This window comes from Streptomyces sp. NPDC127092 (assembly GCF_042722475.1).
In the GTDB taxonomy this organism is placed as follows: Bacteria; Actinomycetota; Actinomycetes; order Streptomycetales; family Streptomycetaceae; genus Streptomyces.
Genome location: NZ_JBHXFE010000016.1, coordinates 22,592 through 37,217, shown reverse-complemented (window position 1 = coordinate 37,217; position 14,626 = coordinate 22,592). Strand labels below are relative to the sequence as shown.

Annotated in this window: 14 protein-coding genes; 6 read left to right on the top strand and 8 right to left on the bottom strand. The window is 73.9% G+C overall.

Features of this window, described 5'->3' with window-relative positions; all coding sequences use genetic code 11:
• Nucleotides 1-28: 28 nt before the first annotated feature.
• Together ACFWJO_RS15710 and ACFWJO_RS15705 are read left to right on the top strand one after the other, a co-directional pair.
• Complete coding sequence (locus ACFWJO_RS15710; protein ID WP_386865344.1) at nt 29-1,009, top strand: alpha/beta hydrolase; 981 nt, start codon at nt 29-31, stop codon at nt 1,007-1,009.
• The gene (locus tag ACFWJO_RS15705) at nt 1,006-2,211 is read left to right on the top strand and encodes an acyltransferase (RefSeq protein WP_386865342.1); all 1,206 of its coding nucleotides are present in this window, start codon (nt 1,006-1,008) and stop codon (nt 2,209-2,211) included. The genes ACFWJO_RS15710 and ACFWJO_RS15705 overlap by 4 nt, the downstream gene beginning before the upstream one ends.
• Before the next feature lie 80 nt (nt 2,212-2,291).
• Here the strand turns inward: ACFWJO_RS15705 and ACFWJO_RS15700 are convergent, their stop codons facing one another.
• Together ACFWJO_RS15700 and ACFWJO_RS15695 are read right to left on the bottom strand one after the other, a co-directional pair.
• Nucleotides 2,292-3,332, bottom strand: coding sequence for an aldo/keto reductase (locus ACFWJO_RS15700; protein ID WP_386865340.1), 1,041 nt, complete (start codon nt 3,330-3,332; stop codon nt 2,292-2,294).
• Complete coding sequence (locus tag ACFWJO_RS15695; RefSeq protein WP_386865338.1) at nt 3,329-3,769, bottom strand: MerR family transcriptional regulator; 441 nt, start codon at nt 3,767-3,769, stop codon at nt 3,329-3,331. Before ACFWJO_RS15695 ends, ACFWJO_RS15700 begins: the two co-directional genes overlap by 4 nt.
• A gap of 52 nt (nt 3,770-3,821) precedes the next feature.
• On the opposite strand from ACFWJO_RS15695, the gene ACFWJO_RS15690 reads away from it, so the two are divergent.
• On the top strand, nt 3,822-4,688 hold the full coding sequence (locus tag ACFWJO_RS15690; protein ID WP_386865336.1) for a serine hydrolase domain-containing protein: 867 nt from the start codon (nt 3,822-3,824) through the stop codon (nt 4,686-4,688).
• A 39-nt stretch (nt 4,689-4,727) separates the two neighbouring features.
• On the opposite strand, the gene ACFWJO_RS15685 is transcribed toward ACFWJO_RS15690, so the two are convergent.
• The 5 genes from ACFWJO_RS15685 to ACFWJO_RS15665 all read right to left on the bottom strand — a co-directional run bounded on the left by ACFWJO_RS15685 (nt 4,728) and on the right by ACFWJO_RS15665 (nt 10,454).
• The gene (locus ACFWJO_RS15685) at nt 4,728-5,324 is read right to left on the bottom strand and encodes a hypothetical protein (protein ID WP_386865334.1); all 597 of its coding nucleotides are present in this window, start codon (nt 5,322-5,324) and stop codon (nt 4,728-4,730) included.
• Nucleotides 5,321-6,793 carry an ATP-binding protein gene (locus tag ACFWJO_RS15680; protein ID WP_386865333.1) on the bottom strand — a complete coding sequence of 491 codons (1,473 nt, stop codon included), beginning with the start codon at nt 6,791-6,793 and terminating at the stop codon, nt 5,321-5,323. Before ACFWJO_RS15680 ends, ACFWJO_RS15685 begins: the two co-directional genes overlap by 4 nt.
• 8 nt (nt 6,794-6,801) lie before the next feature.
• The gene (locus ACFWJO_RS15675) at nt 6,802-7,488 is read right to left on the bottom strand and encodes a response regulator (protein ID WP_386865331.1); all 687 of its coding nucleotides are present in this window, start codon (nt 7,486-7,488) and stop codon (nt 6,802-6,804) included.
• A 78-nt stretch (nt 7,489-7,566) separates the two neighbouring features.
• Nucleotides 7,567-9,273 carry a murein biosynthesis integral membrane protein MurJ gene (gene murJ / locus ACFWJO_RS15670; RefSeq protein ID WP_386865329.1) on the bottom strand — a complete coding sequence of 569 codons (1,707 nt, stop codon included), beginning with the start codon at nt 9,271-9,273 and terminating at the stop codon, nt 7,567-7,569.
• On the bottom strand, nt 9,270-10,454 hold the full coding sequence (locus tag ACFWJO_RS15665; RefSeq protein ID WP_386865327.1) for a lipid II:glycine glycyltransferase FemX: 1,185 nt from the start codon (nt 10,452-10,454) through the stop codon (nt 9,270-9,272). The genes murJ and ACFWJO_RS15665 overlap by 4 nt, the downstream gene beginning before the upstream one ends.
• 215 nt (nt 10,455-10,669) lie before the next feature.
• Here ACFWJO_RS15665 and ACFWJO_RS15660 point away from each other — a divergent pair, with 215 nt between their 5' ends.
• On the top strand, nt 10,670-11,842 hold the full coding sequence (locus tag ACFWJO_RS15660; RefSeq protein ID WP_386865325.1) for an Ig-like domain-containing protein: 1,173 nt from the start codon (nt 10,670-10,672) through the stop codon (nt 11,840-11,842).
• Nucleotides 11,843-11,981: 139 nt separating this feature from the next.
• Here ACFWJO_RS15660 and ACFWJO_RS15655 read toward each other — a convergent pair whose 3' ends face one another.
• Nucleotides 11,982-12,977, bottom strand: coding sequence for an ArsR/SmtB family transcription factor (locus tag ACFWJO_RS15655; RefSeq protein ID WP_386865323.1), 996 nt, complete (start codon nt 12,975-12,977; stop codon nt 11,982-11,984).
• A 67-nt stretch (nt 12,978-13,044) separates the two neighbouring features.
• Between ACFWJO_RS15655 and ACFWJO_RS15650 the strand changes: the two genes are divergently transcribed.
• Nucleotides 13,045-13,938, top strand: coding sequence for an oxidoreductase (locus tag ACFWJO_RS15650; protein ID WP_386865321.1), 894 nt, complete (start codon nt 13,045-13,047; stop codon nt 13,936-13,938).
• A gap of 40 nt (nt 13,939-13,978) precedes the next feature.
• Complete coding sequence (locus ACFWJO_RS15645) at nt 13,979-14,500, top strand: DinB family protein (RefSeq protein WP_386865319.1); 522 nt, start codon at nt 13,979-13,981, stop codon at nt 14,498-14,500.
• The last annotated feature ends 126 nt before the right edge of the window (nt 14,501-14,626 follow it).

The window sequence follows — 14,626 nt, the reverse complement described above, 5'->3', positions numbered from 1 at the left end:
AGGAACAGGAACGGAAGGGAAGTGGCCGATGCGCCGGTTCACGAGGACCCTGCTCGCCACCGCACTCACCGCCACCGTGATGGCGGGCACCGCGGGCTGGGCGTCCGGGACCACCCAGCAGGCCGTGACCGGGGCACCGGCCGGTACGGCGGCCTGGCGGGCCGAGGGTCTGCCCGATCCGGAGCGGATGACGCCCGCTCAGACGGCCGCGTTCTTCGGCAAGTTGCCCAGGGCGGAGCAGCAACGGCTGCTGCGTGAGCACCCAGGGGTGGTCGGCAACCTCGACGGCGTCCCGCCCGCCCTCCGTTACGCCGCCAACTCCCGGGCGTCCGGCGGCCGGTTCGCCGGGCAGCAGGTGCTCGCGTACGACCCGCGGGGCCGCGGGCAGGCCGTGCTGGTGTACGGCGACCTGGTGAAGGCCGAGCACGTCGCCGTGATCGTGCCCGGCTCGGACGTCGACGCCGGGAACCTCGCGCCGCTCACCCGCAAGGCCACCGCCCTGCGCGAGGCCACCGGCGGGCGGACCGCCGTCGTCGCCTGGGCCGGCTACACCACGCCCGTCGGCGTCGGTCTCGACGCCGCGTCCGGTGACCTCGCGGAGGCCGGCGCCCGGCGGCTCGTCCGCTTCACCGACGGCCTGCGGGCCGTCGGCGCCGCCGAGCCCGCCCTGTTCTGCCACAGCTACGGCTCGGTGGTGTGCGGGCTCGCCGCGCACGAGCTCAAGGCCAGGGACCTGGTCGCCGTCGCGTCCCCGGGGATGCGCGCCGACGACGTGGCGGCGCTCGGCACCTCGGCGCGGGTGTGGGCGGCGAAGGACCCCACGGACTGGATCGACCGGGTGCCGAACGTCGAGTTCGCCGGGCTCGGCCACGGCACCGACCCCACCAGCCCCGAGTTCGGCGCCCGTGCCGTGCCGGCCGCCGACGCCCAGGGCCACGACGGCTACTTCGCGCCCGGCACCGAGTCACTCCGTACGTTCGCCGCGATCGCGGAGGGGGAACTCCGATGAAGCAGCTGCTCGCCACGGTCGAGAAGATCGAGAAGCGCACCCCGGCCCACCGCGACCGCGCGATCGACGGACTGCGGGCCCTCGCGCTGCTCGCCGTGCCCACCGGGCACTGGCTGCTCGGCGGGTTCACGCTCTCCGCCGACGGCGCGATCCACAACGCGAGCCCGCTGTCCGCGTTCGGCGGGCTCGCGCCGGTCAGCTGGATCCTCCAGATGCTGGGCATCTTCTTCCTGGTCGGCGGCTACGCCTCCGTCCTGTCCTTCCGCCGCCACCAGGACTCCACCGCCGAGTGGCTGAAGGGCCGCCTGGCCCGGCTCGGGCGACCGGTGCTGGGCGTCACGGCCGTGTGGGCGGCGCTGCTGCCCCTCCTCCATTACGGCCTCGGCGTGCCGGCCGACACGCTGCGGACGGCGTCGACGCTCGTCGTCCAGCCGCTGTGGTTCGTCGGCGTGTACACGGTCGTCACCGCGCTGACGCCGTACTGCGTGCGGGCCGCGCGCCGGCTCGGCGCGTGGGCCGCGGCCCCGCTGCTCGGCTCGGTCGCCGTGGTCGACTTCCTGCGCTACGGGCCGTACGCCGAGGCGATGCCGTCCTGGCTGAGCGTCCTCAACATCCTGCCGGGCTGGCTCTTCGCCTATCAGCTGGGCGTCTCCTGGGGCGAGGGCCGGGTCACCCGCCGCCACGCGTGGGGCCTGCTGCTCGGCGGCGCCGCCCTGTTCGCCGCGCTGCTCCTCCACTTCGGCTACCCGGCGTCGATGGTCGGCGTCCCCGGCGAGGCCCGCACCAACTCGCACCCGCCGTCCCTGCTGGTCCTGGCCCTCGCCGCCGCGCAGAGCGGCGCCGCGATCCTGCTGCGGAACCGGCTCGGCCGGCTGCTGCGCCGGCCCGCGCTGTGGGCGCCGGTCGTGGTGGTCAACCTGTCCGCGATGACGATCCTGTGCTGGCACCAGACCGCCATGCTGGCCGCCGCGATCCCCGCCTCGTACGCGGGTGAGCTCGCCGGCCTCGTCGGGTCGCCCGACTCCGTCGGCTGGATCCTGGCCCGCCTGGCCTGGATGCCGGTGTTCGCCGCCCTGCTCGTCCTCATCGGGCGCTACGCACGCGGCTTCGAGTCGCCGTGGACGCGGACGGGCACTGCCCGCCGCGCGCTGGCGGGCGTCCTCGCGGCGGGCTTCGCGGTGTTCGCCCTGGGCCTGGCATGAGACGGCCCCGGCCACGACCCGGGAGAGTCGGCCTGGGCCCGTCCCTTTCGGACCCGGCCACGATCCGGGAGAGACGCCCCCTAGCCCTCCCGAGCCGCCGACGTGAAGCGCATGTCGGGGTAGCGGTCGCCGGTGACCTGCGAGGCGATCGGTTCCAGGAGGGCGAGCTCCGCCTCGCTCAGGGTGATCCGGGTGGCGGCCGCGTTCTCCAGCAGGCGGGCGCGCTTGCGGGTGCCGGGGATGGGGACGACCGTCAGGCCGTGCACGGCCGCGCGCTGCTGGACCCAGGCCAGCGCGATCTGCGCGGGCGTCGCCCCGTGGGCCTGCGCGATCGCGCGGACCGGCTGGAGCAGGGCCGCGTTCCGCTCGGCGTTCTCGCCGTTGAAGCGCGGCTGGTGGCGGCGGAAGTCGTCGTCCGCGAGCTCCTTCGACGCGTCGGCGAACGCGCCGGTGAGGAAGCCGCGGCCCAGCGGCGAGTACGGCACGAAGGTCACGCCGAGCTCGGCCGCGGCGGGGACCGCGGTGCGCTCCACGTCCCGGGAGAACAGCGACCACTCCGACTGGAGTGCGGCGATCGGGTGGACGGCGTGCGCCTCGCGCAGCTCGGCCCCGGTGACCTCGCTCAGCCCGATCTGCCGGATCTTGCCCTCCTTCACCAGCTCGGCCATGGTGCCGACGGACTCGGCGAACGGCACGTCCGGGTCGGCGCGGTGCATGTAGTAGAGGTCGATCGTCTCGACGCCGAGCCGGCGCAGGCTGACCTCGACCGAACGCCGGATGTACGCGGGCGAGTTGTTGACGCCGCGGTAGTGGGGGTCGTCGGCGCGCCGCTCGATGCCGAACTTGGTGGCGAGGACGATCTCGTCGCGGTGCGCGGCGACGAACGGGGCCAGGAACTCCTCGTTGGCGCCCTGCCCGTAGACGTCGGCGGTGTCGATGAGGGTGACGCCGGCCTCCAGGGCCGCGTCGAGGGTGTCGCGGGCGGCGGCCTCGTCCGTGCCGCCGTAGAACTCGCTGATGCCCATCGCGCCGAAGCCCTGGACACCGGTCTCGGGCCCGTCCGGGCCGCCGAGGCGCACGGTGTCGATCCGGCCGGTCAGCGGGGTCGTGAACGCGGTCATGAAGGGGTGCCTCCGCAGATGGTTCCGTAGTGATCGATCTTGCGGTCGAGCACGGCGAGGGCGTCCTGGAGTTCGGCGATGCGGGCGACGACGTCGTCGCGGGTGCCTTCGAGGATCGCGCGCCGCTGGTCGTGGGTGTGGGAGCCCTCCCGTACCAGCTCCGCGTACCGCACCATGTCGGCGACCGCCATGCCGGTGAGCCGCAGCTTGCCGACGAAGGCGAGCCAGTCCAGGTCGCGCCGGGTGAACCGGCGCTGGCCGGTGTGGGTCCGGTCGACGTGCGGCATCAGGCCGATCCGCTCGTACCAGCGCAGGGTGTGTGCCGACAGGCCGGTCAGGGCCGCGACCTCGCTGATGGTGAACCGCTCCTGGGAAACGGGAGCCACCGTGGTCGTGGCCGCCGCCGTGCTCGTGCTCGTGCTCTCGATCACGCTCATGACCACCACGCTAAAAGGTTGGAGTGCACTCGAAGCAAGTAGGCTCGGCAGCATGCAGCAGAGCAGTGTGCCCGGCCTGGTGTCCCTGGCGTCGATCGAGAACTGGCCCGTCCCCACCGCGGCGGCGGCCGTCGTCCGCGCGGACGGCACCCTGGCGGGGTCCCACGGCCCCACCGGGCGCCGCTTCGCGCTCGCCTCCGTCACCAAGCCGCTCGCGGCGTACGCGGTCCTCGTCGCGTACGAGGAGGGCGCGGTCGACCTCGACGAGCCCGCCGGGCCCGAGGGCGCGACCGTACGGCACCTGCTCGCCCACACCTCGGGTCTCGCCTTCGACGAGAACCGGGTGATGTCCGCGCCCGGCACCCGCCGGATCTACTCGAACACCGGCTTCGAGGTGCTCGGCGACCACGTCGCGAAGGCCACGGACATCCCCTTCGCCGAGTATTTGCACCAGGCCGTCCTGGAGCCGCTCGGCATGACCTCCACGACCCTGGAGGGCTCGCCCGCCAAGGACGGCGTGTCGACCGTCGACGACCTGGTGCGCTTCGCCGCCGAGGTGCAGGCGCCGCGGCTGCTCGACCCGCGCACGGTCCTGGACGCGATGACCGTCACGTACCCCGGGCTCACCGGGATCCTGCCGGGTTACGGGCACCAGCGGCCGAACGACTGGGGTCTCGGCTTCGAGATCCGCGACGGCAAGTCGCCCCACTGGACCGGCGCCACGTCCTCGCCGCGCACCTTCGGGCACTTCGGTCAGGCCGGCACCTTCCTGTGGATCGATCCCGAGGCCGGGTGGGCGGGCGGGAGCGGCACGGGCGCGGCGTGCGTGGCGCTGACGGACCGGCCGTTCGGGCCGTGGGCGATCGAGGCGTGGCCGCCGTTCACGGACGCGGTCCTGGCGGAGCTGCGGGCGCGGTAGGGCCTGGCCGGCCCTGTTCCGCCGGACGGGCCCGAGGCCCTACTGCGGCTCGCAGCGCGTGGCCGGCAGCGGGCCGTCCGTGCCGGTGACCAGGACCGTGATCGCGCCGCCGAGGCCCTCGGCGTAGGCCGTCGTGCAGACGAGCTGCTGGTGGGCGACCGCGTCGAGGTCCTGCACGCGGGTCCCGAGACGGAGGGTCAGCACCGGGCGCCCGTCGGAGGCCCTCTGGAGCTCCGCGTGCGGCCGGCCCGCGCCGTGCAGGCTGAGCCGGGTGGTGAGCCCGGCGGCGCGTTCCCGCTCGTCCGGGCCCTCCAGCAGCGTGGCGAGCACCTTGTCGGTCGCGATCCGGTATCCGCCGTCCACCGGGTGGGTGGGCTGGATGACGCGGCCGTGTTCGTCGACGAGGCTGGTCTCCCCCTCGGGCCCGACGGACAGGCCGATGTTGCGGGAGACCGGCATGAGCCGCCCGTCGGCGCCGACGAAGTACAGCAGCAGCTTGGTCCCACTGGTCGGCTGTACGGCGACCGTGGCCGCGCCCCCGGCCTCCACGACGTCGCTTCCCTGTATGCCGCACGCGGCGAGCGCCGGCAGGCACAGCGCGGCGGCGACGGCGGCGGCGGTCCATCGGGTTCTCACAGCGGGATCCTGACGGTGAAGACGGCGCCGCCGTCGGGGCGGTTGGCGGCGACGACGGTTCCGCCGTGCAGCCGCACGTTCTCCTGGGTGATGGCCAGGCCGAGACCGCTTCCGGCCGATCGCGCCCGCGCCGCGTCGGCCTTGTAGAAGCGGTCGAAGACGTGGGGCAGCACGTGGTCCGGGATGCCCGGCCCCCGGTCGGCCACCTCCGTGACGAGCGTGTTCCCGGCCCCCTCCTCGACGTGGACCCGGACCGTCACCGGCGGGCGGCCGTGCCGCAGCGCGTTGCCGACGAGGTTCGCGACGACCACGTCGAACCGGCGCGGGTCGAGCCGGACCCGGATGCCCTCGGTGAGGGTGGCCACGATCTGCTCCGGGTCGGTCCAGTGGCGGTTGATCAGCGTCTTGCGGACGGCCTCGGCCGCGTCCACCTCGTCGGTGTGCAGCTCGGCGGCGCGCGCGTCGAAGCGCGAGATCTCCATGAGGTCCTCGACCAGGACGGCCAGTTTGCCGGTCTCCGCGCTGATCAGGCGGACCGCCCGGGCGGTGTCCGAGTCGAGTGCGCCGGCGTCCTCGTCCAGGACCTCGGTGACCGCGAGCATGCCCGCGAGCGGGGTGCGCAGTTCGTGCGAGACGTCGGAGGCGAAGCGCCGGGCGCGTGCCTCGGCCCGCCGCAGCTCGGCGACGGAACGTTCCAGCTCGGCTGCCGACTCGTTGAAGGTCCGGGCGAGGTCGGCGAGTTCGTCGCTGCCCTTGGCGTGGATACGGGTGTCCAGGCGGCCCCGGCCCATGCTGTGCGCGGCGCGCCGCAGCTCCCGCACCGGGCGCAGCACGCCCCGGGCCGCGAGGAGCGCCGGGACCAGGGCGACGAGGAGCGCGGGCAGCGCGCCGTCGCGGGCGGCGAGGACCATCGCCTCGATGTTCGCCTCCTCCTCTCCGAGGTCCATGACCGCGTACACGACGAGACCGGTGGGGCGGCTCGCGGGATAGCCGCCGCGGCCGCTGAAGACGGCGGGGACGGCGACGGTGAGGTACGGGGTGCCGTTCCTGACGACCCGCTGGAAGCTGCCGTGGGTGGCGCCGGCCGCCGTGGCGCGGCGGCGCAGTTCGGGCGTGAGGACGCTCGACTCCGGCCGGTCGGTGGACGACACCCGCAGGTCGCCGTACTCCGCGTACACCCGCCAGGGCCGTGGCTTGCCCTGCCGGGCGATGCGCTGGAGCTCGCCGCGCAGGCCCTCGGGGTCGATCGGCAGTCCGGTGTTCAGGGTCTCGACCTGCTGCCGGAAGGCGGTGACGGCGGTGTCCTGGGTCTGCTCCAGGATCGCGTTGCGGGCGGCGCGGTAGGTGAGGGCGGCGGTGGTGCCGCAGCCGACGGCGGCGACCAGGAGGAAGGCGAGGACCAGCCGGGTGCGCAGCCCGAAGGGGCGCGGCCGGCGTCTTCTCGGCGGCCGTTCGGCGTCGCCGGGCACGTGGGCCTTCACTGGAGCGGGCCGAAGCGGTAGCCGAAGCCGCGCAGGGTCTGGATGTAGCGGGGCTCGCCGGGGGTGTCCTCGATCTTGTTGCGGAGCCGCCGTACGCAGGCGTCGACGAGCCGGGCGTCGCCGTGGAAGCTGTGCTCCCAGACGTGTTCGAGGAGCTGCTGGCGGCTGAAGACCTGTTCGGGCGCGGAGGTCAGGTGCAGCAGCAGCTTCAGCTCGGAGGGGGCGAGGGCGACCCGTTCGCCGTTCTTGGCGACGGTGAGGCCGGCCCGGTCGACGGCCAGCTCGCCGTGGAACTCCACGGCGGGCCGCCCGCCGCCGGGCTCCTCGATCCGGCGCAGCACCGCGCGGATGCGGGCCTCGATGACCTCGGTGCGGGCGGGCTTGACGATGTAGTCGTCGGCGCCGGCCTCCAGGCCGACGACCACGTCGAAGTCGTCGCCGCGGGCGGTGAGCATGATGATCGGCAGCTGGCTGCTCTCCCGGACCAGCCGGCACACCTGGACGCCGTTCATGCCCGGCAGCATCAGGTCGAGCAGCAGCAGATCGGGCCGGAACTCGCGGAGCGCGGCGAGTCCCGCCTCGCCGGTCGCGGCGGTCCGCACCTCGTGCCCGCGGCGCCGGAGCCCGAGCTCGACGCCTTCGCGGACGGAGGGATCGTCTTCGATCAGCAGCACGCGTGGCATCTGTGGAGTATCCCAAGGTCGGAGCGGTGCCCCGCCGGGGAGGGGGCCCGGCAGGGGCTGGTCGGAGGGAGGGCGGCGTCAGCCCCGTCGTACGAGACGGCGGGCGCGGCCGGTGACGTTCCCGATCAGCGAGCGCACTTCGTCGAGCCGCAGCGGCCGGGCGAGCAGGGCGAACACGGCGACGATCACGAGGGCGCCGGCCAGGCCGGCCGCCACCGGGCCCGCCGGGGCGCTCAGGTCGGCCGTCAGCAGGCCGAGCCCGGCGGCGGGCACCGCCGCGGCGAGCAGCCGCAGGAGCGCGGCACCGGCCCCCGCACCCGTGGGCTCGGCAGCCACCGCCCCCGGACCCGCCGCCCCCGCACCCGCGGGCTCGGCAGCCGCGTTCCTGAGGCGGCGGCTGAGGACGTACGCCGTCAGGCCCCAGCCCGCCCACAGCGCGAGCGAGTAGCCGGCCGCCATGCCCGCGACGGCCCAGCGCGCGGGCAGGAAGGCGGAGGAGCAGACCGCGAGCAGCGCGTTGAGCCCGGCGATGACCAGGTTGAGCAGGAACGGGGTGCGGGTGTCCCGCATCGCGTAGAAGGCGCGGGTGCACACGTACTGCCCGGAGAGCGCGATCAGGCCGGGCGCGAGGGCCATGAGGATCCAGGCCATCGAGCGGACCGCGCCCGCGTCGGTCCGCCCGTACTGGAAGACCGTGGCCATCAGCGGGACGGCGAGCGCGAACAGGGCGCAGGCGGCGGGGACGACGGCGGCCGCGGTGGTGCGCTGCGCGTAGGCGACGTCGCGGCGCACGCCGGCGAGGTCGCCGTCCGCCGCCGCGCCGCTCATCCGCGGCATGAGGGCGGTGACGAGGGCGACGGTGACGATGCCGTGCGGGACGGCCCACAGCAGATAGGCGTTGTTGTACGCGCTGAGCCCGGCGCCCTCGGCGCGCTGTCCGGCCGCCGTGGCGACCTTGGTCGTCACCCAGTACGCGGCCTGGTTGGTGAGGACGAGGAGCACGAGCCAGCCGGCCGCGCGCAGCGGCGCGGCGAGCCCGCTGCCGCGCCAGTCGAACCGGGGCCGCCAGCGGAAGCGGGCCGCCCGCAGCGAGGGCAGGAGCGCCAGGGCCTGGAGCGCGATGCCCGCGGTGGTGCCCCAGCCGAGGAGCGCGGTCTCGCCGGGGGTCAGGTCGCCGCCGTCGGACACGGCGAGGAAGAGCGCGAAGACGCCGATGACGACGAGGTTGTTGAGGACGGGCGTCCACATCATCGCGCCGAACCGGCCGCGCGCGTTGAGCACCTGCCCGAGGAGGGTGAAGAGGCCCAGGAAGAAGATCTGCGGCAGGCAGGAGCGGGCGAAGGCGATCGTCATGTCGCGCTGCGCGCCGGTGTAGTCGGTGTAGCCGTCGACGATCGCGGGCGCCACGAGGACGGCGACGGCGGTCAGGACGGTGAGGGCGAGCACGCAGACGGTGAGCAGCCGGTCGGTGTAGGCGACGCCGCCGTCCTCGTGCTCCTTGGCCGCCTTGACCAGTTCGGGCACGAAGACGGCGTTGAGGGCGCCGCCGAGCAGCAGCATGTAGACGATGGTCGGCACCGAGTTGCCGACGGCGTACCCGTCGGCGACGAAGCCGGTGCCGATGGCGGCGGCGACGACCGCGGACCGGACGAAGCCGGTGGCGCGGGAGACCAGCGAGCCGGCCGCCATGAGGGCGCCGCTGCGGGCCACGGAGGGCGCGGCCTTGGCCCCGGCCGGCTCCCCGGCGGGCGTTGCGGTGGGCGTTGCGGTGGTGCTCGCCGTCATCGGCGGGCCAGGTACGCCTGGAAGGCGCGGTACAGCGTGTGGTTGGTCGTGCCGGGCAACGGAATCTCCCACTCCCCCAGGGTCTCGACGACCTGTCCGCCGGTGCCGAGCTTCCAGCGCAGCAGCCCGTGGGCGCGGTCGTCCGGGTCGAGGGTGGAGGGTACCCCGCGCAGGTCGTAGACGTCGGCTCCGACGGCGTGGGCGTCGAGCATCATGCGCCACTGCAGGGCGTTGGACGGGCGGACCTCGCGGCGGTGGTCGGCGGAGGCGCCGGTCTGGTACCAGACCCGCCGGCCGACGGTGACCATGGTGTGGGCGGCGAGGACCTCGCCCTCGTGCCGGGCGAGGTACAGCTTCATGCGTCCGGGCTGCTCGGCGTTGAGGACGGCGTACTGGCGCTCGTAGTACGCGAGGGAGCGGCCGAGCCGGAAGCCGTCGCGTTCCTCGGTGATCCGCAGCAGCCGGTGGAACTCGGGCAGGTCGGCGGCCGAGCCGACGACCACCTCGACGCCGCTCTTGCGGGCCTTGCGGACGTTGCGCCGCCACTCCTGGTTGAGCCCGTTCCACAGGTCGTCGGGGGTGCGGCCGGTGAGCGGCACCTGGTAGACGTGCCGGGGCTGGGCGTCGGCGCCGTCCTCGGAGTCGCCGCCGCACTTGCGCCAGCCGCGGGCGCGCAGCCGTTCGGCGACGGCGGAGCCCAGCGGGTCGACCTCGCTGGCGAGGACGTCGCCGAGGCGCCGCCCGGGTCCGGTGTGCGCCTTGAGGGTGGCGGCGCTCCAGCGGCGGTACGCGGGCCCCGGCCCGATGCGTACGGCGAAGACGCCGGAGGCCCGCAGGTGCTTCAGGAGCGGGTCGAGCCAGCCGTCGACGTCGGGGTCGGCCCAGTCGGCGACGGGACCTTCGGGCAGGTAGGCGAAGTACTTGCGGGTGCCGGGGAAGGCGCGGAGCAGGACCAGGCCGACGCCGGTGAGCTGGCCCGACTCGGGTCCCCAGCCGAGGAGTTGGTGCGTCCAGCCGTCCTTGACCTGCGCCCAGGCGGGCAGCTGGAGGAAGCTGGGCCCGTCCGGGCCGGTGGAGCGGGTCGCGAGGAAGGCGCGGTACGCCTCGGGTGTGACCGGTCCGAGCCGCAGCGCGCGAGCGGGAGCCGGTGTGGACGCGGGCGTCACGAGCAGCGCTGACACAACGGGGAGCCTCCTTGTTCCGCCCCGTTCGGTGGTGGGGCGCACAGCAGGCTCACAGCCGGTATTGACCGGTCCGCGCGAGGAATGTGACCGGACGATGACCGTTTCTCTGCAGCCGCCGTCACATGGCGCGGGGGCGGGGCGCGAGCGGCGCGGGGCGGCCTACAGTCCGGTTCATCCCACCCTTTCCCGCTCCTCCCGCGGAGGTCTGTCCCGTGCTGCGGACACGTATACGCATATCCCTGCTCGTTCTCACGGCGGTGTCGCTGACCGCCTGTTCGGCGGCGACGGCGGACGACGCCAGGCCACCGGCGGCCGCCGCCTCGCCGGACACCCCGGCGAAGGTGACCGTGGCCCCTCCGGAGGCAGGCCGGCCCATGACCGTGACGGCGAGCGGCGGCACCCTCGCCCGGGTGAAGGTGGTCGACGGGGACGGCGGCGAGCTCGCGGGCCGTACCGCTGCCGGCGGGGGCTCGTGGACCTCGGACCGCAAGGCGGCGCCGGGCACCTCGTACACGGTCGAGGTGACCGCGCGCAGCGCCGGCGGCAAGGAGACGACGTCGCGGTCGACGCACGCGATCCCGGAGGCGGACACGGTCAACAAGCTGACGCTGGCGCCCGGCAAGAACACCACGGTGGGCATCGCGCAGCCGCTGTCGATCGTGTTCGACCGCCCGGTGAAGAACAAGGCGGACGTGGAGCGCCAGTTGAAGGTCACGACCTCCAACTCCACCGAGGGCTCGTGGGGCTGGCTGACGGACTATTCCGGCAAGGACCGGGTGGACTGGCGGCCCAAGGAGTACTGGAAGCCGGGCACCAAGGTGACCCTGGAGGCGACCCTCGACGGCACCGACTCGGGCGGCAGCGGCGGCTGGTTCGTCCGCGACTACCGCACCGGCTTCACCGTCTCCGACCAGGCGCAGGTGATCAAGGTCGACCTGGACGCCAAGAAGCTCACCGTCCAGCGCGACGGCCGCACCGTCCGCACCATCCCGGTCTCCGGCGGCACGCCCGGCGGCGACAAGCGCTCCTGGCGGGGCACGGCCGTGCTCATGGCGAAGGAGGGCACGATCAACATGAACTCGGAGACGGTCGGCCTCGGCGACGCCTACGACAAGATGGTCGACTACTCGATGCGCCTGACGTGGTCGGGCATGTACGCCCACGCGGCTCCGTGGAACGCCGCCTGGTTCGGCCGCGCGAACAAGAGCTCCGGCTGCATCGGCATGAGCACCGAACAGGCCGCGTCCTTCTACGACCTGGTCCGCCCCGGCGACCCCTTCGAGATTAAGGGCGAGGACACGAAGGGCACGGTGGCGGAGGGCAACGGCTACGGGGCGTGGAACGTGTCGTGGCAGGCGTGGCAGGCGAAGAGCGCGCTGCGCTGACGCGCCGACGTCACGACCGGCCCCGGAAGCCCTACGGGGGTGGGCTTCCGGGGCCTCAGGGCTGCCGGAGCCTCAGGGGCTGGCGGGGCCTCAGGGGCTGCCGTGCCTCTGGGCTTCCGGCCCCCAAAGCTTCCCGGCCTCAGGCGGAGGCGGCCTCCAGGAGGGTCTCGGCGGCGGCGGTGCGGGCGTAGAGCACGGAGCGGCCGGCGCGGTGGGCGCTGACCAGCCCCGCGTCCCGCAGGGCCGTGAGGTACTGGGACACCCCTGCCGGTGACAGGCCGGTGCGGTGGGCCAGTTCCGTGGTGGAGGCCGGGGTCTCCAGCTCGGTCAGCAGCAGGGTGCGCGAGCGGCCGAGGACGGGCGTGAGGGCGCGGGCTCCGGCGACCGGCCGTTTCTCCCACAGCCTGCCGGTGCCCCGTGCCGGGTAGGCGAGCTGCGGCGGGTCCGGCGGTCGTACCCGGGTCCGCAGGCCGGGCCCGGTGAACGCCGAAGGGATCAGGAGCAGTCCCGCACCGGTGGAATCACGCGGCATGTTCCGTTTCCGGCGGGCCAGCCGCAGCGCACTGCCGTGCCAGCTCACCGAGTCGTGCAGGTCGTCGAAGAGCCGGCCCGCGCCGTGCTCGGCGACCGTGCGGGCCCGGTGATGGATGTCGGCGTCCAGTACGGCCCTGACCCGTCCCCAGTAAGGGGCCAGGGCCAGTTCCCAGTACCGCTCGATGTCCTCGACGACCTTGCTCAGGCGACCTCGCGGATCGGCGTGCAAGGCCCGCAGCCGTGGGCCGAGGTGCCCCTGGTGGCGGGCGAGGTGATCGAGGTCCGCGCGTACCCGGTCGGCGGGCGAGGCCAGGATCGCCCGCAGCTCCGCCGCCGGCGCGGGGGCCGGTCCGGCGGGGGCGGGGTTGAGGAAGTCGGGCACGTATCCGGTGGGCGGGATCAGCTCGGCGAGCCAGCCCCTGTCCAGTCCGGCGGCCACGACACGCGGCCGTGCCTGGTCGATCCAGGGCCGGTGGACCGGATGCCCGGCGCGGGACGTCAGCAGCCGGAAACTGGGCGCGACCTCCCACATCGGGGAGACGGCGAACCGTACCTGTGCGAGGTCGCTCGCCGAGAACGCCAGCTCTGCCAGGACGACCACTCTCCGATGGATTCAGACATGCATGAATCAGTGGCAGGCCAGCCTACCGGGCGCCGATCATCCCGCCATGACCTCACAGACGATCACCGCGGCGGCATCCGGCACCTGGGAGCTCGGCGACCGCACGGTCAACCGGATCGGTTTCGGCGCGATGCGCCTGACGCAGCACGGCGAGGCGTTGGTGCCCGGCGCGGTCCCGCGCGACCGCGACCAGGCGGTCAGGGTGCTGCGCCGCGCGGTCGGACTCGGCGTCAACCACATCGACACCGCCGCCTTCTACTTCTCGCCGACGCGCTCGGCCAACGAGCTGATCAACCACGCCCTGGCGCCCTACCCGGACGACCTCGTCATCGTCACCAAGGTCGGACCGGGCCGCGACCCCTCCGGCGACTGGCTGCCGCATGCCACTCCCGGGCAGCTGCGCGGCCAGGTCGAGGAGAACCTGCGCCAGCTCGGCCGCGACCACCTCGACGTGGTGAACCTGCGCGTCGTCGGCACCGACTCCGTCGCCGAACGCTTCGGCGCGCTCGCCGAACTGCGCGATGCCGGACTCATCCGCCACCTGGGCCTGTCCAACATCCGCCCCCACCACCTCGCCGAGGCCCGGGCCATCGCCCCGGTGGTCTGCGTCCAGAACATGTACGGCATCGGCGCGTCGCCCGAGCAGGAGGAACTGCTGCGCCTCTGCGGGGAACAGGGCATCGCGTTCGTGCCGTTCTACTCGATCGCCGGCGAGGGACGCACGGCCGGCGCGCCCGCCGACGACGGCGGCGCGGTGCGGGCCGTCGCCCGCGCCCGTGGCGTGAGCACCGCCCAGATCCGGCTGGCCTGGACGCTGCACCGAGGCCCGCACGTCCTGGCCATCCCCGGCACCGGCGACCTCGACCACCTCGCCCAGAACGTCGCCGCCGGCGCGCTGCGCCTCTCCGACGACGAACTCGCCACCCTGGACTCGCATTAACCGTTCGACACCGCCTCTGGCCGACGGCAGACTTCCGCCGATGACGACGACCGAACGAACCGACACGCCTCCCGCCTGGGACGAGCGCACGCAGCTGACCACCTTCCTGGACTACGCCCGCGCCACGGCGGTCGCCAAGTGCGAGGGCGTCTCCCCGGAGGACGCCCGCAAGTCCCCCCTCCCGAACTCGCCGCTGATGACGCTGTGCGGCCTGATCAGCCATCTGCGGTGGGTCGAACACTGGTGGCTGGACGTGGTGTTCCTGGACGGAGAACTTGAAGGCCCGCTTGCCGAGGCGACCGACGACGACCCCGACCCCGAGATGCGGACGGCGGTCGACATCCCGCTGCCCCAACTCCTCGCCGAGTACGAGGAACAGAGCGCCCGCTTCCGCAACCTGGTGTCGGAACACGACCTGGACACGAAGGCCAAGCGCCCGATCCGCGACGGCCTCGAAGTGGACCTCCGCTGGATCCTCCACCACCTCATCGAGGAAACGGCCCGCCACAACGGCCACCTGGACATCCTCCGCGAGCTCCTCGACGGCCGCACGGGCTACTGAAACACCCCCTGCCGGTGGCTTGTCCGATACACGCCACCGGTCTGCGACGCGCCGGCCACGGTCGACGCAGCGGAACGGACGCCGCGCCGCTACGCCGCGCCGCAGGCCGGAGGTGGGGTGCCGCGG